Here is a 20948-nt window from a genome sequence, read left to right on the forward strand (position 1 = left end):
TTCACGGTCACTCCGCCTTCCTGACCAGATCCTGGGCGAGCGGAGTGGGCTCGCCGCCGGTGTAGGTGATGTGCCACAGCGCCGACTTGGAGTCGGAGGTGAAGAAGCCGCGCCCGTAGTCGAGGACGTAGAGCGAGCCGTCCGGGGCGAACTTCCAGTCCATGAGGTTGCGGATGCCATCGGCGCCCACCGGGATGATCTTCTTGAGGGTTTCGGCGTGCACCGGCAGCCCGCCCTTGCCGACGGTCTTCGGGTCGGTCACCACCGCGTGGCGCGGCTGGTCGGCGTCGTAGAAGTCGCCGACGAACCACTTGCCGTCCCAGTAGGCGGGCCACTTGGTGGTCGATTTGCTGTCGGCGTCGTAGCGGTAGACCGGGCCGTTCATGGTGGCCTGGCCGCCGCCCTTGAGCCACGGCAGCAGGTACTTGGCCTCCGACACCTTGTAGCTGGGGATGCCGCCCGCGTCCCGCGGATAGTCGGGGGCGCCGCCCTGGGGCGAGTACCAGATGGTGTTCCCGGTGATGGGCGGCAGGTTCACCAGACCGTTGTTGTTGGGCGACTCGTTCTTGGGGTGGTCGCAGTCGTACCAGCCCAGGGGCTTGCTGGGATCGGGCAGATTGCGGTCCCGGTAGGGCTGCTTGTTGCCCATGCAGAACGGCCAGCCGTGGTTGCCCGCCTTGGTGATGGCGGCGAAGGTGTCGTACTTGGCCGGGCCCCAGGTGGTGCTGGGCTCGCCCGCGTCGGGGCCGACCCATCCCGCGTAGAGGATGTCGGTCTTCTGGTCCACGAAGATCCGGGCCGGGTTGCGCACCCCCATCACATAGATCTCGCCACGGGTCTTGCCCCCGCCCTCGTCGGGCTCCTCACCGGTGAAGAGATTGCCCTCGGGGAGGGTGTAGGTGCCGTCGTCCTCGGGGTGGATCCGCAGGATCTTGCCGTTGAGGTTGTTGGTGTTGCCCGCGGTGCGGCGGGCGTCGGAGAAGGAGACGCCCTTGTAGTTCGGCTGCGGGTTGTTGCCGGAGTAGCCGTCGCTGAACTGCGAGGAGTTGTTGTCCCCGGTGGCGATGTAGAGATTGCCCTTGGAGTCCCAGGACATCCCGCCGCCCGCATGGCAGCAGCTGTGGATCTGAACCGGCCAGGAGAGCAGGACCTTCTCCGAGCCCAGGTCCAGCTTGTTGGTCTTCAGGTCCAGGGTGAACCGGGAGACGCGGCGCTCGGCCATCTGGGTGTCCCGGTTGATCCGGGAGTGCGGGGTGTAGTGGAGATAGACCCAGCCGTTGGTGAGGAAGTCCGGGTCCAGCTCGATGCCGAGCAGCCCCTCCTCGACCTTGATCAGCTCATCGCCGCCGCCCTTGTTGCCGAAGACGGTCAGGGCGCCCGCGAGCGTCACCTTTCCGGTGGCCGGGTCGTAGACATGGATCTGGCCCTGGCCCTTGCCGATCTCCGGGTCGTTCCAGTCGGTGACCACGGGCGCGCTGTTGTCACCGCCGCCGCGGCCGATGTACAGCACCCGGCCGTCCTTGGCGACGACGAGGCCGTGCGGCTCGCCGATCTGGTCCGACTGACCCGGCTGATTGGGCTTGGTGACCCGCTCGGCCTTGTAGTTCGCGTTGATGGTGGCCTTGCAGTCGCCGCGCGAGAGACGGGTGGTCCACAGCAGCGCGCCCCGCAGATGGGCGCGGAAGTCGGTCTCCTGGAAGGTGGCGACGGTACCGCCCATTCCGGTGTAGAAGGAGCGGCCGCCGTCGTAGTCACGGCACCAGGAGATCGGGTGGTCCCAGCCGTTTGCGCCGGTGCCCGGCTGGTAGCTGGACTCGCGGACCCGGGCCACGGTGTGCACCGTGCCGGAGGGGTTGTCCTTCCAGTTGAGCCAGGTGTCCGTGCGCTTCCACTCCAGCGGCAGCTCCTTGGTGGCCGGGTGGACGCGGTCGCCGACCTCCACCACGGCCCGCTGCGCGTTGCCCGGGCTCGTGGCCGCCGGGCGGGCGCCGATCAGCCCGCTGTACCAGTCGGAGTACGGCTCGTTGCGGGCCGCGTCATGGATGCCGAGGAAGCCACCGCCTGCCTTCATGTACGCCTCGAGCCCCGCTTCCTGCTCGGGGTCGAGCACATCGCCGGAGCCGGTCAGGAAGACCACGGCGTTGTACTTGCCGAGCTTGGCCTTGGTGAAGACCGAGGCGTCGGCGGTGGCGTCGACGGTGAACCGGGTCGCCGCGGGGCCCTGGTTGCCGATCTTCTCGATGGCCTCGATGCCCGCGTTCACCGTGGCCGGCTCGTCCCCCGCCGAGCCGTGGAACACCAGCACCCGGACGTTGTCCCCGCCGGGCGGGGACGGCAGCGTGAGTGGCGCACGATCCTCGGGCCGGGCGCTGGCGGGGCTCCCGCCCAGCAGGGTCGCGGTGAGCGCGCCGAAGAGCAGCGCCGCCACCCCCGCGCGTCTCTTCCGCAGCCGACCGACTGTCAGCCCTCTCCATTTTGAGGGCATTTGGTACGGTTTGTCCCGCATGGGTCACCCATCCCTCTCACATCACGGAAACCACCGCTGAAGGAAGCTAGACGGCTTTTCGCAACCCGCCAATAGCTATGACCGCAACTCAACGAACTTTGTCCTGAGTGTGGATGAACGGGCCGCCCCCGGCTACCGTGAAAGCACCCCGGGGCATCTGCGCATCGTCAACGGCAGGGGATCCACAGCGATTTGGGAGAACGATGAGCGACGCACCCGGCATCACCTCCAGACGCGGTCTCAGCAGACGGCTCTTCACCGGCGGCGCGGCCGCCGCGGCCGTCGGACCGCTGGCCCTCACCACCTCCGCCGCCGCGAAGGCGCCGAAGGCCCCGTCCGGCGCGGTCCGGACGGCGGCCGCGGGCGGGGCGGTCCGCCATCTCAAGCTCTACGCAGAGAAGCTGCCGGACGGTCAGATGGGCTATGGGCTCGAGAAGGGCAAGGCCACCATCCCCGGTCCGCTGATCGAGCTGACCGAGGGCGACACCCTGCACATCGAGTTCGAGAACACCATGGACGTCACGGCCAGCCTCCATGTGCACGGCCTGGACTACGACGTCGCCAGCGACGGCACCCAGCTCAACCGCAGCGCCGTGGAGCCGGGCGGCACCCGCACCTACACCTGGCGCACCCACGCCCCGGGCAAGCGCGCCGACGGCACCTGGCGGCCGGGCAGCGCGGGCTACTGGCACTACCACGACCACGCGGTGGGCACCCCGCACGGCACCGGCGGCCTCCGGAAGGGGCTGTACGGCCCCGTGGTGGTGCGGCGGGCGGGCGACATCCTGCCGGACAAGCAGTTCACCATCGTCTTCAACGACATGACGATCAATAACAAGGCGGGGCATGAAGCCCCCGAGTTCCGGGCGACGGTGGGCGACCGCGTCGAGATCATCATGATCACGCACGGCGAGTACTACCACACCTTCCATATGCACGGGCACCGCTGGGCGGACAACCGCACCGGGCTCCTGGCAGGCCCGGACGATGTGAGCCGGATCATCGACAACAAGATCACCGGGCCCGCCGACTCCTTCGGCTTCCAGGTGATCGCCGGGGAGAACGTCGGCGCCGGTGCCTGGATGTATCACTGCCATGTCCAGAGCCACTCCGACATGGGCATGGCCGGGCTGTTCCTGGTCGCCAAGGCCGATGGCACCATCCCCGGCCACGACCCGCACCGGCTGTCCGCGCACCAGCACGGATAGGCGCCGAAACGATTGCGACGGGGCGGGCCGCCGGGCCCGCCCCGTCGTCTTGTCGCCGTATCGCCGCGTCAGGCGGTGTGCAGCCGCAGGCCGTACACCGAGAGGATCTCGTTGATCGGCTGATACCAGGTCTCGCCGCCGCTGGAGCAGTTGCCCCAGCCGCCCGAGGTCACGCCCTGGGCCTGGTCGCCGCTGATGAACGAGCCTCCGGAGTCACCGCCCTCGGCGCACACACTGGTCTTGGTCATCTGGTACACGGCGCCCTGGCTGTAGTTCACGGTCTCGTTCTTGGCCAGCACCGTGCCGCAGTGCCAGTGGGTGGTGGAGCCGGAACGGCAGATGGAGGCGCCGATCGGAGCCTCGGCGGAGCCGCGGACCAGCTGGTCGGGAACGGTGCCCCAGCCGAGCACCACCGGCACGGTCCACCAGCCGCTGCCGACGCTGACGTAGGCGTAGTCGTTGCCGGGGAAGGAGGAGCCCTGGAAGTTGCCGATGTACGAGCCGTCCCAGCCGCTGACGGAGCCCCCGGCCTGGCCGCAGTGTCCGGCGGTGACGAAACCGCCCTGGACCGAGAAGCCTATGGAGCAGCGGACGTTGCCGGTGTAGTACGGGTCGCCGCCGACCGTACCGGCGGCGAAGGTCGTCGGCGCCTGGGCGGGGGCCTTCTCGACGGTGACCGGGACCGAGGACGAGCGCTTGGCCTCGCGGAGGAAGGCGCGGACGGCGGCGTCGCCCTCGCTGCCCTCGCGGACCTGGACCACGACGCCGCCCGCGCGGGGGTCGGCGCTCCAGCTGCTCACCCCGGCCGGGGCGGCCTTCTTCCGGGCCTTGTCATCGAGGCGTGCCTTGGCCGCGTCGAGCGCGTCGGCGCTGTGCTTCACGATCCGGGTGCTGGCGCCCGTGGCCCGTACGGACGCGGCCCGCTCGGCGCTGGTGACGCCGACGACCAGCTTTCCGCTGCTCGTGTCGAACCAGGAGCCGCCGTAGGAGGCACCCGCGGCGCGCTCGGCCTTGGGCTCCAACTTCATGGCGGCGGCCTCCTGGGTCAGCCGCTCGCGCGCCTGGTCCGCGGTCAGGCCGAGGTCCCGGCCGAGCGCGCGGACGAGGGTGGCGGACGGCGCCGACGCGGCGGCGGGCTTCGCCGCGGGAGCGTCGGCGCCGGATGCCGCGGCGGCGGTCGAGAAGGCCCCGCCGGCGCCCGAGAGGGCACCGAGGACGAGGAGTGCGGACAGTCCGGCACGGACAACGGGCTTCCGTCTCATGGAAGTTTCCCTTCGGTTCGGCAGGTGAGAGCGCTTTCACGTGTCGATCGCGCCGAGCCTAGCGAGCCAGGGGGGAAAGTCCAGACCAAGACCGTGAACGGTCACACTCGGAAACGGATGCCGCGGCGGGTTCACGGGGCGTCGTCCGGGTCCCAGTTGAGCAGCCGCACCTGGGCGACGGTACGGACATGGCGGCGCATGGCCGCGGCGGCGGCCTTGGGGCGGCGCTCGGCGATGGCGTCCAGGATGCTCTGGTGCTGGCCGAGCGAACGCCGGGGGCGGCCGGGCTGGCGCAGCGACTCCTCACGGCTCTCGGCGATCTGGTCGGCGATCGAGCGCATGAACTCGCCGAGCAGCGGGCTGTGCGCGGCCGCGGTGACGGCGGCGTGGAAGCGGCGGTCGCCCTCGATGCCGTAGCGCCCCGACTCGATCTCGTCCTCCATCCAGATCAGGGCCTGCTGGAGGGCCATGAGGTCGTCGTCGGTGCGGCGCTCGGCGGCGAGTTCGGCCAGCTTGGTCTCCAACGCCTCGCGGGCGTCGAGCACATCGGGCAGCCTCCGGCGGCGCTCCACCAGCCGCTCGACGGGCTCGGTGTCGAGGCTGTCGCGCAGCAGGCACATACCGCCGCCCTGGCGCACCTCGACGAGCCCCTGCACCTCGAGGACGACGATGGCCTGTTTGACGGAGGCGCGGCTGATGCCGAGGCGCTGGGCCAGCTCGCGCTCGGTCGGCAGCCGGTCGCCCGCGCGCAGCCCGGCCTCCTCGACGTAGGCGCGCAGCCTCTCCAGCACCTGCTCGTACAGGCGTTGACGGTGCATCGGGCGCAGCGCGTCCCCGGCCATACGGGCTCCCCCCATCGCGGTTTGTGATGGCCCCGATTCGCAGCGTAGCACCGGGTGGAGGGATGGTGCGGTGGTCCTGCCGGACCGGTGGAGCACTGGTCAATTGGCTGAGCCAATGTGCCACCGATGTCTTGACTGCTGAACCACCCGGCCCCCAACGTGAGTCAGCCAGCAGGCCACTTGGCCCGACCGTCCCCGGTCCGCCGACCGGGTCCCCGTGACGGGAGCGCTCGATGTCCGACGAATTGATCTCGATACTCGTGCTGGTGGTGGTCTTCGTCATCGCCACCACTCGTTCGATCAACATGGGCGCCCTGTCCTTCGCCGCCGCCTTCGGCGTGGGCGAGCTGGTCGCCGACTTCAGCGCGGACCATATCTTCGCCGGGTTCCCGGGCGATCTGTTCGTGGTCCTGGTGGGGGTGACCTATCTGTTCGCCCTCGCCCGCGCCAATGGCACCACCGACTGGCTGGTGCACGCCTCGATCCGGCTGGTGGGCGGACGGGTCGCGCTGATCCCCTGGGTGATGTTCGCGATCAGCGGGGTGCTGACCGCGATCGGGGCGGTGAGCCCGGCGGCGGTCGCGATCGTCGCCCCTCTCGCGCTCTCCTTCGCCGCGCGGTACCGCATCAGCCCGCTGCTGATGGGTGCCATGGTGGTGCACGGCGCCCAGGGCGGCGGCTTCTCCCCCATCAGCATCTACGGCTCGATCGTCAACGGCATCGTGGACCGGGAGAAGCTGCCCGGCAACGAGGTCACGCTGTTCCTCGCGAGCCTGGTGGTCAACCTGATCATCGCCGCCGTCGTCTTCGTCGTCTGCGGCGGGCTGAAGCTCCCCAGGACCGCCGTCGCCGCCGGGGAGGAGCGGGCGGACGGGGCCGGGGAGGCACCGGCCGACGCGGAGGGCCATCTCACCCCGGCCCGTATCGCCACGCTGAGCGCGCTGGTGGTGCTGGTGGTCGCGGTGCTCGCCTTCGATCTGGACGCCGGGCTCACCTCGATCACGCTCGCCGTGGCCCTGAGCGTCTTCTGGCCGGACCACGGCAAGAAGGCCGTGAACGAGGTCACCTGGCCCACCGTGCTGCTGATCTGCGGTGTGCTCACCTATGTCGGGGTGCTGGACGAGATGGGCACCATCGACTACGCGGGCAAGGCGGTCAGCGACATCGGGATTCCGCTGCTCGCCGCCCTGCTTCTCTGCTACATCGGCGCGATCGTCTCCGCCTTCGCCTCCTCGGTGGGCATCATGGGCGCGCTGATCCCGCTCGCCGTTCCCTTCCTCGCCCAGGGCGACATCGGCGCGGTGGGGATGATCGCGGCCCTCGCCGTGTCGGCGACCGTCGTCGATGTCAGCCCCTTCTCGACCAACGGGGCGCTGGTGCTGGCCAATGCGCCGGATGTGGACCGGGACCGGTTCTTCCGGCAGCTGATGGTCTACGGCGGGATCATGGTGGTCGCGGTGCCCCCGGTCGTCTGGCTGGCGTTGGTGGTCCCCGGCCTCGGCTGAGCGGGCCGACGGGGAATCCCATCCGGGGTTCAGCCCGCCGGTTCAGCCGGGCGGCAGCGGAACCCAGCGGGATTCCCCCGGGGCGACGGTCAGCGAGCGGTCGGCGAGCCGCACCTCGATCGGGGACTCCTCCGAGTCCGGCACGCTGATCCACAGCCTCCCGCCCCGCACCCGCAGGGCGACGCCCCAGTGGCCGCGATAGCGCACCGAGAATCGGTACTCCGACAGCCCGGACAGTTCGGGGAGCGGCACCGGGTCCAGCCACAGCGCGTCCTCGCGGGTCTCCAGCCCGGTCAGGCCGCGCTGCACCAGATCGAGGGTGCCGCCCATGGCGCCGAGGTGGATGCCCTCGCCGGTGGTGCCGCCCTGGACGTCCGCCACGTCGCCGAGCAGCGCCTCCTGGCAGTGCCGCCACGCCTCGGCCCGGCGCGCCCGCACCAGCACCCAGCCGTGCACCAACTCGCTGAGGGTCGAGCCGTGGCTGGTCCGGGGCAGGTAGTACGCCACGGTGGCCCGCCAGACGTCGTCGTCCAGGGCGTATCCGAGCCGCCGGAAGACACCCGACAGCTCGGCGGGGGCGAAGAGGTAGCCGAGCATCAGCGCGTCGGCCTGCTTGGAGACCTGATAGCGGTTGACCGAGTCGCCCTCGGACTCCAAAATCCGGTCCAGCCGGCGGATGTCGCCGTAGCGGGCGCGGTAGCCGTCCCAGTCGAGTTCGGCCAGCTCCCCGTAGCCCTCGAACTGGCTGATGACGCCCCGGTGGAAGGGGACCAGCAGCCGCCGTGAGACGTCCTCCCAGCGCTCCGGCTCCGCGCGGTCCAGGCCCACCCGCTCGAACAGCTCGCGGCGGCGCGGCTCGGGCAGGGTGCGGGCCAGTTCCAGGGCCCGGTCGAGCACCCAGGCGGCGGTGACGTTGGTGTACGCGTTGTCGTCGATCCCGGGGCGGTCGGTGCCGGGATAGCCGTCGTGGTACTCATCGGGCCCGACCACCCCGCGGATGCGGTACCGCCCGTGGTCCGGATCCAGAACGGCGGTGTCCGCCCAGAAGCGGGCGATCTGCACCAGCATCTCGGCGCCCTTGGTGTACAGGAAGTCGGTGTCGCCGCTGGCCTGGCAGTACTGCCACACGTTGTACGCCACCGCCGAGCCCACATGGTGCTGCAGCCGGGAGTGGTCCGGCAGCCAGCGGCCGGAGCGCGGGTTCAGATGCAGCGTCTGGGTCTCCTCACGCCCGTCGCCGCCGCTCTGCCACGGGTACATCGCCCCCGCCCGACCGGTGTCCGCGGCGGCGCGGCACGCCTGGGGCAGCCGCCGGTGGCGGTAGTGCAGCAGGGCCCGGGACACCTCGGGGAAGTGCAGGTTCAGATACGACAGCACGAACAGCTCGTCCCAGAAGACATGGCCGCGGTACGCCTCACCGTGGAGGCCGCGGGCCGGGACGCCCACGTCCAGTTCCGCGGTGTGCGGCGAGAGCGTCTGCAGGATGTGGAACAGGTGCAGCCGCAGGATGTGGCCCGCCTCGCCGGGGACCTCCAACGCCGCCTCGCGCCACAGGTGTTCCCATGCGGTGTGGTGGGAGGCGAGCAGCTTGCCGAACTCCGGCGCTTGGGCCACTGCGTCGAGGGCGGCCTGGGTCGGATCGCTCATCGCGGGGTCCTTGGAGGTGTACACCGCCACGGTCTTCTCGACGATGACCGGGGCGTCCGGCGCGACCGGCACGGTCAGGGTGCGCATCACCGCGCTCTCGGTGAGCCGCTGCCCGCTGCCGGTGGGCGCGCCACGGACGGTCCGGGTGCGCGCGGCCATGGCCACGCGCACCTCGGAGGTGGTGGTGCGGCAGCTCAGCCATACGGTGTCGGGGCCCGCGGCGCCGGTGCGCCGGTCGATGAGATGGCGGCCGGACAGCGCGGCGTAGCGGGCCACACCGGTGTTGGCCACGGCACCGTCGAGCCCCGACTCCAGGTCGACGGTGCCGGACCAGCCCTCGGCCCGGAAGGTGATGCGCATCGCCGCCAGGTGCGGATCGCCCATGTGGACGAGCCGCTCCTGCTCGACGTGGAGCACCCGGCCGTGCCGGTCGGTGTACCGCAGCCGCCGCAGGAGGGTGCCGTGCCGGAGGTCGAGGGTCTGCAGGTAGCCGGTCAGCTCGGCCCCGTCGGGTGTGAGCCAGCCGCCGGTGCCGGCGGGCCGCTCCGGGTCGTGGACGCGGTAGCGCAGCGGGAGCCAGTTCGGCAGGTTGACCAGGTCCTCGTTCTGGACCTGCCGTCCGCCGATCACCGACGTCAGCCGGTTGTAGCAGCCCGCCACATAGGTGCCCGGGTAGTGCGTCTCATCGGCGGCCGCCTCGGAGGCCGCGCCCCGGGTGGCGAGATAGCCGTTGCCGAGCGTGCACAGCGACTCGCGCAGCCGCTCCTCGCCGGGCTCATAGCCCTCGTACTCCCATACCCAGTCCGCCACGGCCACTCACCGGCTCTCCTCCCTCGACACCCCCATTGTCGTCCGGGCCGCGGGACTTCACCGGCTGCGCCGCGCCCCTGGTTTTGTCAGTGGAAGCGAGCAACGTTTGTCGACGGTTTCGGGTAGCAGTTGGCGATCAAACAGCTCGAAAATGTCGATGAGAACCGACAACGCTGCGAGCGCTTCCCGGTGCCGGCAGGAAGCGCATACTGTGCGGTGTGGGCGACTTACAACAGCATCGGTGCGACCTACGCTGACACCCGGCGACCGGACCCCCGAATCGCCGACAGGATCTATCAAGCCCTCGGTGGTGCCGGCACTGTGATCAACGTGGGAGCCGGCACCGGCTCCTACCAACCGTCACACACGGTGGTGGCTGTTGAACCCAGCTCGGTGATGATCGCTCAGCGTCCGGCCGGATCCGCGCGGGCTCTGGAGGCATCCGCGGAGTCGATCCCTATCCCGTACGACTGCACCGACGGATTTCTCGCTGCCTTCTGGCGCCGACCCGAGGCGTACCTCGATCCGCAGGTCCGGGCCGGTATCTCGTTGTTCGCCCAGGCCCGGGACGAAGTCCTCCAGCCGGGCTTGGCCCGGCTGTCCGAGGACCTGTCCTCCGGCCGGTGGCACCAACGCCATGACGACCTGCTCGATCGCGAAGAACTCGATGTCGGCTACCGGCTTGTCGTGGCCGACCTGTAGGGGGTGTGACCGAGATACGCGTCAAAGGGGCAACGGGATGATCTTGAGTGCTTACGTCCGGCCTCGGGGAACATCGGTACAGCACCCACTCCTACCGCCTCGCTCACACCCGAAACCAGAAGAACACGGCGGCCAGCTGAACGGTTCCGTGGCCGCATCTTTCGTTGAAGAAGGTTATTACCCTCTATTCAGGTCGCGGGTCTGTGTCTAAACCCTTCCGGATGCCCGATCGATTCGATCGCAACCGTGGAGCTGATCGGTGGAGTGGAGAAGCGCGAAATCAAGGTCGTAGCCTCCGACCCGGCTTGGCCGCAGAGATTCGCCGGTGAGCGCACGCTGATCGTCGCAGTGCTTGGCGTCAAGGCAGTGCGCGTCGACCATGCCGGTTCGACCTCGATCCCGGAGGGCGGTGCAGAATTCGAGCGGGTTAGCGGCCGAACAGTGACTTCAACTGCTCGGGAACGCGCCCGCCCTGGATATGAATTTGGGCCGCGGTCTCCTCGATACGCTGCAGGTCACCGGGCGTCAGCTCGACGTCGAGTGCACCTAGGTTCTCTTCTAGGCGGTGCAGCTTGGTGGTGCCGGGGATCGGCACGAACCACGGCTTCTGCGCCAGCACCCAGGCGAGGGCGATCTGAGCCGGCGTAGCTCCCTTGTCGTCGGCAATCTGCTGGAGCAACTCGACCAGTGCCTGATTAGCCTGTCGTGCTTCAGGCGTAAAGCGCGGCAGGGAGCGGCGCAGATCGCCGTCGGCCAGCGACGTGCTGGAATCGATTTTGCCGGTCAGATAGCCCTTCCCGAGCGGACTGTAGGGCACCAGACCAATGCCCAGCTTCTCCAAGGTCGGAATAATATCGGCCTCGTGCTCTCGCATCCAGAGCGAGTATTCACTTTGCAGCGCCGCCACAGGCTGCACAGCGTGGGCGCGGCTAATCGTCGTCGCGCCGGCCTCCGACAAACCGAAGTGCTTGACCTTACCTTCGGAAATCAGCTCTTTTACCGTGCCGGCCACGTCTTCAATGGGCACGTCGGGATCGACGCGGTGTTGATAGAGCAGGTCAATGCACTCGGTTTTAAGACGCGTGAGCGAGGCCTCAGTTACTCGGCGGATCTGCTCGGGTCGGCTATCGACCCCCGATATCGGGGTCGGCCCGTGTTCGCCGTGCTTGATACCGAACTTGGTGGCTATCACCACCTGGTCGCGCACCGGCGCCAGCGCCTGACCGACTAGCTCCTCATTGATAAAAGGGCCATAGACTTCGGCGGTGTCAAAGAAAGTCACGCCGCGGTCAACTGCCGCCCGCAGCAGCTTCGTCATCTCGGCTGGGTTCGGGGGCGCACCGTAGAAGAAGCTCATGCCCATGCAGCCGAGCCCCAGGGCCGAGACTTCGAGTTGCTGTCCAAGTTTGCGCTTTTGCACTAGAGATACTCCTTCAGAAAAGACCATCTGGCCCATTGCTTTCCCTGCGTTCAGCCGGGAACCGACCACAGGTTAAGCAGGGCTCGCGGCCGGCAGGGAGACCCTCGTGATACAGGTACTGAGAGAACCCCCCTTGCCTAACCTCGATCTTTCGTGAGGGGCCGTCAGCCTGCTGACAGTCCCTCTTCGGCTTGTTGTGCGGGTTTTCGGTGTCTGGGCAGGGCGAGGGCCCGGCTGTCGCGTCGGGTGGGCGCCGGGTTAAGGCCATCCCCTTTCTCCTTCGACGCGCATCTCGGTCACACCCCTGTAAACCAGGTGAGTTGTCTGACTGCACACCCAAGCCTGGGAGAAGGTCCGGTCACGGCGGTGCGCCAGAAGGGATCAGTTCGCGGCGGCGTCCTGCCCTCGGGCCGCGCGATCAACAGGTGGGACTTGCCGGTGCCCGAGTCGCCGATCAGGCAGAGCGGCAAGCCCTTCTTGACCCACTCACAGGTCGCCAGAGTGTGGATGACCGCAGCGTCGACGTTCCCGTTGCAGCAGGTGACCTGCTCACCGGCCAGGCGTACCTTCACGTCGCCGAAGTCCACCTCCGCCTCGGCCCCCGGCCGGTGGGACTGCGGTGACGCTGCTCGCGCGGAGCATCCAGATCCGCCCGGAGCATCTCGTCGATCAACGGCTTGTAGGCATCCAGGCGGGTCCCGCGCGGCCGCGGCTTCTTCCGCGGCTGCGGCCAGACCGACTCCAACGCGGCCTTGGCCGTGCGGAATCCGACTCCGTACTCACGCATCAAGGCCCGGTACGACATCCCTGCCCGAGCGTCACGGCGGATCGCCGCGTACAAGTCGACCTTGGACTTCGGTGGCGCCATCGCAGCCTCATCCTGCAGAGCACGTCAATGCTCCCACCGCAAGCCCCCAGGCGTTGCCAGAACTCACAGACATCGCCCTCCGGCGAAACCAGGCGTTCTCAGCCCCGAGCGACAAGTGGTGCCGGATTCGGACGACAAAACCGCGCCCCCGCGCGGCGGGCGCTCAGCAGATCTTGTAGTCGACCCGGCTGCTGTTGTACGAGCAGGTGTCGACCGTGGAGCCGCCGGTCTTGCGGAGGGTGGCCTTGTCGGCATCGTTGTTCCAGACGTAGGCCCGCCGGTCCTGGTACTTGGTGGCCGAGGTGTCGGAGCCGATGCCGGTCCGGACGGTCACGGTCTTGCCCGCGCCGAGGGTGTAGGTCGGGAAGGTGTACTTGTGGTTGCTCGCGTCGACGAGCACCCAGCCCTTGAGGCTGACCCCGCGCGAGGTGGAGTTCTTGATCTGCACGTACTCACCGTTGAGGCTGGAGGTGCTCCGGTTGTCCGTCCCGGGAGAGTCGTAGTAGATCTTGGAAAGGTGTACGGAGCCCGCGGCACCGGCGGGTGTCGCCGGGTACAGCAGGGCGATCGCGCAGCCGGCGGCGAGCGCCGCGCCGATGCGGGCGGTGTATGCGGACATGAGGTCCCCCCTTGCGTCGTGCATGGTGAAGCAGTGGTAACGCAGGACGGACGGGCGGCCGCGCCCGAAGATGGTTTGGAGTCAGCGAGCTGACTCCTTCGGTGCGGCCGTCCGTCCGTCTTCCCCCCACCTGTGTGGAGGACCAGAGTGGACCACGGCTGAACGCGGTGGCAGGGCTGCGCGGCCCTTGCTCCAGGGCCGTATGGCCCTAGCGCGGAACCGATCCGCGGCTCTGTCCGGCCCGGGGCTGCCGCCGCGGATGAGGCGGCGTCAGCGGCCGAACTGCGCGCCCCCGTTGATGTGCAGGACCTGGCCGGTGACATACGCGGCCTCCGGGGAGGCCAGATAGCGGATGGCGGCCGCGATCTCGACGGGCGTCCCGGGCTGTCCGGTGAGCGTCTGCCCGATCTGCTGGGCGATGAACTCGGGCGTGCCGCGGTCGCCGAAGAACTCGGTTTCCTCGACATAGCCGGGGGCCACCGCGTTGGCGGTGACGCCCTCCGGGCCGAGCCGCTTGGCCAACTCGAAGGTGTAGGTGTGCAGCGCGGCCTTGGTGCCGCCGTACGATCCGGGGCCGCGCAGCGCCGCGACCGAGGACAGATGGACGATCCGGCCGCCGGGCCGGGTGAGGTGGGGCAACAGCGCCTCGGTGAGCAGCACGGCGGTCAGCACGTTGGCCGCGAAGTTCCGCTGGTACTGGTCGGCGATGCCTTCGAGGGTGCCGTCGTTGGAGGCCGCCACATTGCCTCCGGCGTTGGTGACGACGACGTCCACCCCGCCGTCCGCCGTGATGAACTCGGCGGCGCGCCGGGTCTGCTCGGGGTCGCTGAGGTCCGCGCTGGTCCAGGTGACCAGGTCGGGGCCGTAGGCGGCGTTGAGCTTGTCCGCCGCCGTGCGCAGCACCTCGGCGCGGCGCCCGAGGATGACCACCCGGTCCCCTTCGGCGGCGAAGGTCTCCGCGGCCGCCAGTCCTATGCCGGTACCGCCGCCCGACACCACGATCCGTCGCCCCATCACGGGCCTCCTCCGTGCAGCTTGTTGAATTTCAGTCACATCTATGAACCGCACGCTAGGGAGAAAGCGCATTCTCGTCAAGACTCGGTACCCAACAGGCAGGCTGTTGCCTTGCGTTCACTATTGACAGGTTCTGTTGGGGATGGCGCAATGGCGGCGCCCCACTTGTCCCAGCAACAGCCTCAGTAGCTGTTCCAGCAAGGAGGACATGTGCGTTTTCGTTCATCTTTCGCCAGATCCGTGGTCGCGACCGTGGCCTTGGCGCTTGGCGCGCTCGGTCTGCTGACCGGTCCAGGTCCGGCCGCGGCCGACACCCCCTCCGACGACTCCCCGGTCGTCCAGGGCCTCCGTGGCGACTACTACCTCCAGTCCGCCGCGGGGGCCTTCGACTTCCACGAGCTGAAGGCCACCAGCCTCGACACCGCCCTGGACTTCGACAATCTGGAGCCGCGGCTGCAGGCCACCACCGGACGGTCCGACGACGTCAGCGTCCGCTGGACCGGCCAGATCACACCGGAGCGCTCCGGTGCGCACACCTTCTCGATCACCGGCGACAACGGCTTCCGGCTGTGGATCGACGGCAAGCCGGTCATCGACCACTGGGTGGACGACTGGGACAAGGAGCAGACCTCCCAGCCCGTCGAGCTCACCGCGGGCAAGGCGTACGACATCAAGGTCGAGTACTTCGAGCACTACGGCGGCTCCAACCTCCATCTGTCCTGGACCCCGCCGGGCGCGGCCAAGGCGCCCGTGCCCGCGTCCGCCTTCCGGCTGCCCGCCGACTTCGACTACGACGGCCCGGTGGCCAGCGCCGTCCAGCCCGACGGCCGCACGCTGCTGCTGGACTTCGCCCAGCCCCTGACCACTCCCCCGGCCGACCTGACGTCGCATCTCACCGCCGTCATCGGCGGCGCGGCCTGGCCGCTCGGGCGCGCCCGGCTGGACGCTTCCGACCCGTCCAGGCTGCTGCTCGCCCTGAAGGAGCCGGTGGTCGGCCGCGGCGGCGAGGCCGTTGTGCGCTATGACGGCGAGGGCGGTCTGGAGGACGGCGACGGTGCCATCGAGCCGTATGTGTCCTTCGGCGGCAACACGTCGACGTATCAGCTGAGCACTCCCTGGGCCAAGGACGTCGGACCCGACAACGCCCACCCCGAGTACCCGCGCCCCCAACTGACCCGCGATCAGTGGCGGAACCTCAACGGCAGCTGGCAGTTCGCCGCCGCGAAGGAGGGGGAGAAGCCCCCCGTCGGACAGCGGCTCAAGGAGCGGATCCTGGTGCCGTACCCGGTGGAGTCCAAGCTCTCCGGCGTGGAGCGCCACGAGGACCGCATGTGGTACCGGCGGACGTTCACCGTGCCGGCCGACTGGAAGGTCGGCGACGGAAAGCGGTTGCGGCTGAACTTCGACGCCGTCGACTGGCAGGCCGAGGTGTACGTCAACGGCACCCGGGTGGCCGACCACCGCGGCGGCTACGACCGGTTCAGCGCCGATGTCACCGACGCCCTGCGGCCGGGCCGCACCCAGGAGCTGATCGTCGGCGTCTACGACCCGACGGACGCGGCCGACGGCGAGAACCCGCCGATGGGCAAGCAGCGTCTCGACCCCAGCGGCATCTTCTACACCCCCTCCTCGGGCATCTGGCAGACCGTCTGGATGGAGCCGGTCGCCACCGACCACGTGGACACCCTCAAGCTGACCCCGGACGTCCCCGGCCAGGCCCTCACCACCGAGGTCCGCGGGGTGCGGGACGGCGTCCCGGTCACCGCGACCGCCTATGACGGACGGCGCGTGGTCGGCACCGCCACCGGCCGCACCGGGAAGCCGCTGACCGTCCCCGTGCCCTCGCCGCATCTGTGGTCCCCCGACGATCCGCATCTGTACCAGCTGAAGGTCACGGTCGGCCGGGGGGCCTCGGCGGACCGGGTGGAGAGCTATTTCGGCATGCGGAGCATCGCCGTCAAGGAGGTGGACGGCAAGAAGCGCACGGTGCTCAACGGAAAGCCGATCTTCTCCATGGCCACCCTCGACCAGGGGTTCTGGCCCGACGGGCTGCACACCGCACCCACCGACGAGGCCCTCGCGTACGACCTGAAGATGCATAAGCGCATGGGCTTCAACTCGGTGCGCAAGCACATCAAGGTCGAGCCCGACCGCTGGTACTACTGGGCCGACCGACTGGGCCTGATGGTGTGGCAGGACATGCCCGCCATGAACACGGTCACCCCGTCCGAGAAGGCGCAGGCGCAGTACGAGCACGAGATGAAGCGGATGATCGACCAGCACATCAGCAGTCCGTCGATCGCCATCTGGGTCACCTTCAACGAGAGCTGGGGCCAGTACGGCGGCCCGAAGGTGCCCGAGCTCGCCAAGGGCTGGGACCCCACCCGGCTCATCGACGGCGCCAGCGGCTGGAACGACACCGGCAACGGCGACCTCGCCGATATCCACGCCTACCCGGGACCGGGCGATCCGCGCCCCGACGCCACACGGGCGGGCGTCACCGGTGAATACGGCGGCCTGGGCCTGGCCATACCGGGGCATGCCTGGCCCGTGCAGCACACCTATGTCGGCGTGGACAAGGACCAGTACACCGGGGAGTATCTGAAGCTGCTGGACAAGGTGCGCGAGCTGGTCGCGTGCAACGGCAGCAGCGGGGCCGTCTACACCCAGATCACGGATGTGGAGGGCGAGCTCAACGGGCTTCTCACCTATGACCGCAAGGAGATCAAGCCCGACGTGGAGCGGCTGCGCCAGGCCCATCAGGCGCTGATCCGCGACGCGGCGGACCCGGCGTCCATGGAGTGCACCACGTAAGTTCACGGCTCGGCAAGGGTGGTGGCCCGTTCCGGGGCGCGGCAGCCCCGGGGCGGGTCATTCCGTCGCCAGCGCCTCGATGGCGGCGACCGTACGGTCCACCACCACGTCGTACAGCCTGCTCTGCGCCCGCGGCAGTCTCGACAGCAGCGGGGCGACCGCTTCCCGCTCCTCCTGGGGGTAGAGGGCCAGCGCCTCGCTCAGGGCGTCCAGTTTGCGGGCGGAGACGGGGCCGCGGTGGGTCTCGTAGACCGCGTGGCCGATGACGGTGGAGCCGATGAGGGTCACCGCCAGCGCGAGATCGTCCTCGGTCAGCCGCAGGGGGCGCAGCATCCGGGTCAGGGTCACCAGGGAGGAGATCCGGGCGGGCTGCTGGGTGGCGGCCATATAGGGGAGCAACTGGCGGTGGGGCAGCAGATAGTCGCGGCTGCTGTGCATCCAGGCGCGCAGCCGCTCCTGCCAGGTCTCCCCCGGCGGGTCCTTGTGCTGGGTCTCGGCCAGGACCCGGTCGGCCACGGCCTGGAGGAGATCGTCGCGGTCGGGGAAGTAGCGGTAGAGCGCCATGGGGGCGGAACCGACCGCCTCGGCGACCCTTTTGACGGTCAGCGCGGCCTCCGGCTCGCGGAGCGCCAGCTCGGCGGCGCTGCGGACGATCTGCTCGCGCGACAGGCGGGGCGGGCGCCCGCGTCCCCTGCGGACGGTCCCCTCCGCGGTCCCGGCCATCCGGTGTCCTTTCGCTCGCCCCCGTCGTGCCAGGCCCCAAGGCTACGCAAGTCGGCTCGGGTGCCGCTCGTAGCCGTCCAAGGCCGTGGACGCCATCCCACGCCGTGCCGGGATGACGACCCGTCCGGCCCGTCCGGACCCCCGGGAGATCTGACGATGACCGCATCCGATCCGCCCGTGCGTCTTCGGGGCGCGAGGTGGAGGACATGTCCATCCGGCGGTCACGGAAGCCGCGGTGTCCGGGGTGCGGCATCCGTACTGGATCGAGGCGTTGACTGCTCCCTCCCTGAGGGGAGGGGATTCCAGCCCTCGGGTCGAGTGGGGATTTACGGCTCAGGCCGCCGTCCGGACCAGCGGTCCAGGCGGTCTTACGCCCTCAGCACCGTCCGGGTTCAGGCCAGCCCGGACCAGCATCACGCGGGCGGAGTTCTTATCCCGAGGGGATACGGCTCTGCACACGGTGCAAGCACAGGTTCGATGCCGGGTGATCTTCTTGTGCAGCTTCACCGCCTGCGCCTGGGCGGTCCGGTAGCCCTTGGACTGTGCTTGTCCCTTCCGGCGGCGGCGCCGGGCCATCATCCGCTGAGCGCGGCATTCCCGCCCGGCGGCGCACCGGCAGCCGATCCTTGACGTCCTTCAAGGCCTTGGCCCGCGCCGTGGAAAAATCGCGGATCACCTGCTGCTGCGGAACACTCGCGCCCTCCGCAAGCCGAGGAGTGCTACGCCGGGCCTGCGTCAGCATCCTGTCGAGCTGGGCCGGACCGCGCGTCAGCTTCTCGCCGGTCGTCTTGCTGCGCTGATGCACGGCCTCGGAGTTGGCGACGCATTCGTTCCAGATCCACCGGCACCGGTCCCACTCCGCCAGCAGAACGCCCTCAGTTCTCCCCTGGCGGACCCCGGACCGCCCGGCGGCGATCCGGCTTCTCCTGCCCCGCTACGCGGGAAACCGGATTGCTCCCCGGCCCGAAGGCCGGGGCATCCTCCGGGAATCCGGTGACCGCGGTGGTGGTGGCCAAACCGGGGCGGGAGGTGAGCGCGGAGGAGATCCTCGCGCACTGCCGGGAGCGGCTCGCGGCGTTCAAGGTGCCCAAGTTCGTCCGGCTCGCCGAGGCGCTGCCGAAGAACCCCAGCGACAAGATCCTCAAGCGTGAACTGCGGGAGATCTACCGCGGCGTGGCCGCGGAGCCGACGGGCGAGAGCGGCGGCTATATTTGACGTACCAGTTACACAAATTTATGCGACACTGCTGCGGCACCTGACGTGGACCGGCCGCGCTCCGACGAAGGACCACCGTGACTTCCTTACCTCCGACCCCCGATGCCCCCGAAGCGGCGATGACCGCCCACCCGCCGCGCTCCGGACCGGTGGTCGCCGTCCTGGCCTTCGGCGGAATCGTCGTCTCCCTGATGCAGACCCTCGTGGTGCCGCTGATCCCGGATCTCCCGGGACTGCTGCACACCTCGGCCTCGGACGCCTCCTGGGCGATCACCGCCACCCTGCTCGCGGGCGCCGTGGCCACCCCGGTGCTGGGCCGGCTCGGCGATATGTACGGCAAACGGCGGACGCTGCTGCTCAGCCTGACGATGCTGGTGGTCGGATCGGTGGTGTGCGCGCTCTCGGACGCGCTCGCGCCCATGATCGTCGGCCGTGCGCTCCAGGGCTTCTCCGCGGGCGTGATCCCGCTGGGCATCAGCATCATGCGGGACGAGTTGCCCGCCGAACGGCTCGGCTCGGCGATGGCCCTGATGAGCTCCTCGCTGGGCGTCGGCGGCGCCCTCGGCCTGCCCGGCGCCGCGGCGCTGGCCGAACACGCCGACTGGCATGTGCTGTTCTGGGTATCGGCGAGCCTGGGCGTGGTGGTGATCGCGCTGGTGCTGGTGCTCGTACCGGAGTCCCCGGTGCGCGGCGGCGGGCGGTTCGACCTGGTGGGCGCCATCGGGCTGTCGGCCGGGCTGCTGTGTCTGCTGCTGGCCATCTCCAAGGGCGCCGACTGGGGCTGGGGCAGCACGACCACCATCGGGCTGTTCGGCGGCGCGGTGGTCGTGCTGCTGCTGTGGAGCCGGTGGGAGCTGCGGGTGACCGGGCCGCTGGTGGATCTGCGCACCACCGTCCGGCGTCAGGTGCTGCTGACCAATCTGGCCTCCATCGTCATCGGCTTCGCGATGTTCGGAATGTCGCTGGTGCTGCCGCAGCTGCTGCAGATGCCCGAGGCGACGGGGTACGGACTGGGCCAGTCGATGATGACCGCCGGTCTGTGCCTGGGCCCGTCCGGTCTGGTGATGATGGCCATCTCACCGCTGTCGGCGCGGATCACGGCCACCTGGGGCCCCAAGGTGTCGCTGATGCTCGGCGCGGGGGTGATCGCCGCCGGGTACGGCATGGGCGTCTTCCTGATGGACGCCGCATGGCAGGTCGTGATCATCTCGTGTGTGATCGGCGCCGGGATCGGCCTCGCGTACTCCGCCATGCCTGCGCTGATCATGTCGGCGGTGCCGGTCTCCGAGACGGGCGCGGCCAACGGCCTCAACACCCTGATGCGGTCCATCGGCACCTCGACCGCCAGTGCGGTGGTGGGCGTCGTCCTCGCCCATATGACCACCGCGTTCGGGCCCACCGAGGTCCCGTCCCTGAACGGCTTCCGCACCGCCTTCGTGATCGGCGGCGGCGCCGCGCTGGTGGCGCTCGCGATCGCCTCGTTGCTGCCGGGCCGCGGGCCGGACCGGCTCACGGCCCCATCGGAGCGGTCCGGCACACCACAGCCGGTGGCAGGCCGCTGACCCAGGGCCGACAACCGACGGCCGACGGCCGAGGTCGCTCCGCAGCCGCCCGTGTCTCCCCGCCCGCTCACGCGGCGGAAGGGGGATACGGGCGGCTTTGTCGTGGCGGGGACGCATACGGGCCATCATGTGGACAGCGGTTGACGGAACGGGCCCGCGCGGGGCTGAATGATGCGGGTGAGGACTGAGCTGCCCCTGGTCACACGCGACCACATCGACTTCGGTCGGGTG

14 protein-coding genes and 3 pseudogenes are annotated in these 20948 nt (G+C 69.5%); 7 read left to right on the top strand and 10 right to left on the bottom strand.

Annotation, left to right across the window (positions count from 1 at the left end):
* Window positions 1–7: 7 nt before the first annotated feature.
* On the bottom strand, window positions 8–2485 hold the full coding sequence (locus tag ACFYOY_RS12390) for a ThuA domain-containing protein (protein ID WP_351884417.1): 2478 nt from the start codon (window positions 2483–2485) through the stop codon (window positions 8–10).
* 224 nt (window positions 2486–2709) lie between these two features.
* Here ACFYOY_RS12390 and ACFYOY_RS12395 point away from each other — a divergent pair, with 224 nt between their 5' ends.
* Complete coding sequence (locus tag ACFYOY_RS12395) at window positions 2710–3714, top strand: multicopper oxidase domain-containing protein (protein WP_351884415.1); 1005 nt, start codon at window positions 2710–2712, stop codon at window positions 3712–3714.
* Window positions 3715–3782: 68 nt separating this feature from the next.
* On the opposite strand, the gene ACFYOY_RS12400 is transcribed toward ACFYOY_RS12395, so the two are convergent.
* Both ACFYOY_RS12400 and ACFYOY_RS12405 read right to left on the bottom strand, forming a co-directional pair.
* Window positions 3783–4976 carry a S1 family peptidase gene (locus ACFYOY_RS12400; RefSeq protein ID WP_351884412.1) on the bottom strand — a complete coding sequence of 398 codons (1194 nt, stop codon included), beginning with the start codon at window positions 4974–4976 and terminating at the stop codon, window positions 3783–3785.
* 131 nt (window positions 4977–5107) lie between these two features.
* A complete protein-coding gene (locus tag ACFYOY_RS12405; protein ID WP_351884409.1) occupies window positions 5108–5818 on the bottom strand; it encodes a FadR/GntR family transcriptional regulator in 711 nt (236 codons plus the stop codon).
* 233 nt (window positions 5819–6051) lie between these two features.
* Here ACFYOY_RS12405 and ACFYOY_RS12410 point away from each other — a divergent pair, with 233 nt between their 5' ends.
* On the top strand, window positions 6052–7323 hold the full coding sequence (locus ACFYOY_RS12410) for an SLC13 family permease (RefSeq protein WP_351884406.1): 1272 nt from the start codon (window positions 6052–6054) through the stop codon (window positions 7321–7323).
* A 42-nt stretch (window positions 7324–7365) separates the two neighbouring features.
* Here ACFYOY_RS12410 and ACFYOY_RS12415 read toward each other — a convergent pair whose 3' ends face one another.
* Complete coding sequence (locus tag ACFYOY_RS12415; RefSeq protein WP_351884749.1) at window positions 7366–9780, bottom strand: glycosyl hydrolase family 65 protein; 2415 nt, start codon at window positions 9778–9780, stop codon at window positions 7366–7368.
* A gap of 216 nt (window positions 9781–9996) precedes the next feature.
* Between ACFYOY_RS12415 and ACFYOY_RS12420 the strand changes: the two genes are divergently transcribed.
* Together ACFYOY_RS12420 and ACFYOY_RS12425 are read left to right on the top strand one after the other, a co-directional pair.
* Window positions 9997–10482, top strand: a complete 486-nt coding sequence (locus ACFYOY_RS12420; RefSeq protein ID WP_351884746.1) for a hypothetical protein — start codon at window positions 9997–9999, stop codon at window positions 10480–10482.
* A gap of 264 nt (window positions 10483–10746) precedes the next feature.
* Window positions 10747–10875 (top strand): annotated as a pseudogene (locus tag ACFYOY_RS12425) (GrpB family protein); the annotation flags it as partial.
* 34 nt (window positions 10876–10909) lie between these two features.
* Here ACFYOY_RS12425 and ACFYOY_RS12430 read toward each other — a convergent pair.
* The 4 genes and pseudogenes from ACFYOY_RS12430 to ACFYOY_RS12445 all read right to left on the bottom strand — a co-directional run bounded on the left by ACFYOY_RS12430 (window position 10910) and on the right by ACFYOY_RS12445 (window position 14403).
* Window positions 10910–11902 carry an aldo/keto reductase gene (locus tag ACFYOY_RS12430; protein WP_388586431.1) on the bottom strand — a complete coding sequence of 331 codons (993 nt, stop codon included), beginning with the start codon at window positions 11900–11902 and terminating at the stop codon, window positions 10910–10912.
* A gap of 413 nt (window positions 11903–12315) precedes the next feature.
* Window positions 12316–12435 (bottom strand): annotated as a pseudogene (locus tag ACFYOY_RS12435) (ATP-binding protein); the annotation flags it as partial.
* Window positions 12436–12933: 498 nt separating this feature from the next.
* On the bottom strand, window positions 12934–13389 hold the full coding sequence (locus tag ACFYOY_RS12440) for a lamin tail domain-containing protein (protein ID WP_351884400.1): 456 nt from the start codon (window positions 13387–13389) through the stop codon (window positions 12934–12936).
* Between the two features lie 270 nt (window positions 13390–13659).
* Window positions 13660–14403, bottom strand: coding sequence for an SDR family NAD(P)-dependent oxidoreductase (locus tag ACFYOY_RS12445; RefSeq protein WP_388586434.1), 744 nt, complete (start codon window positions 14401–14403; stop codon window positions 13660–13662).
* A gap of 252 nt (window positions 14404–14655) precedes the next feature.
* Between ACFYOY_RS12445 and ACFYOY_RS12450 the strand changes: the two genes are divergently transcribed.
* A complete protein-coding gene (locus tag ACFYOY_RS12450; protein WP_388586436.1) occupies window positions 14656–17217 on the top strand; it encodes a PA14 domain-containing protein in 2562 nt (853 codons plus the stop codon).
* A 57-nt stretch (window positions 17218–17274) separates the two neighbouring features.
* Here ACFYOY_RS12450 and ACFYOY_RS12455 read toward each other — a convergent pair whose 3' ends face one another.
* A complete protein-coding gene (locus tag ACFYOY_RS12455; RefSeq protein WP_351884391.1) occupies window positions 17275–17940 on the bottom strand; it encodes a TetR family transcriptional regulator in 666 nt (221 codons plus the stop codon).
* 333 nt (window positions 17941–18273) lie between these two features.
* Window positions 18274–18856: pseudogene (locus tag ACFYOY_RS12460) on the bottom strand (hypothetical protein).
* 77 nt (window positions 18857–18933) lie between these two features.
* Here ACFYOY_RS12460 and ACFYOY_RS12465 point away from each other — a divergent pair.
* Both ACFYOY_RS12465 and ACFYOY_RS12470 read left to right on the top strand, forming a co-directional pair.
* Window positions 18934–19155 carry a hypothetical protein gene (locus tag ACFYOY_RS12465; protein ID WP_351884388.1) on the top strand — a complete coding sequence of 74 codons (222 nt, stop codon included), beginning with the start codon at window positions 18934–18936 and terminating at the stop codon, window positions 19153–19155.
* A gap of 119 nt (window positions 19156–19274) precedes the next feature.
* Entirely contained in the window at window positions 19275–20717 is a 1443-nt protein-coding gene (locus ACFYOY_RS12470; protein ID WP_351884743.1) for an MFS transporter, read from the top strand.
* Window positions 20718–20948: the final 231 nt, after the last annotated feature.

Origin of the sequence: Streptomyces sp. NPDC007875 (assembly GCF_042868035.1) — a bacterium.
Classification (GTDB): Bacteria; Actinomycetota; Actinomycetes; order Streptomycetales; family Streptomycetaceae; genus Streptomyces; species Streptomyces antimycoticus.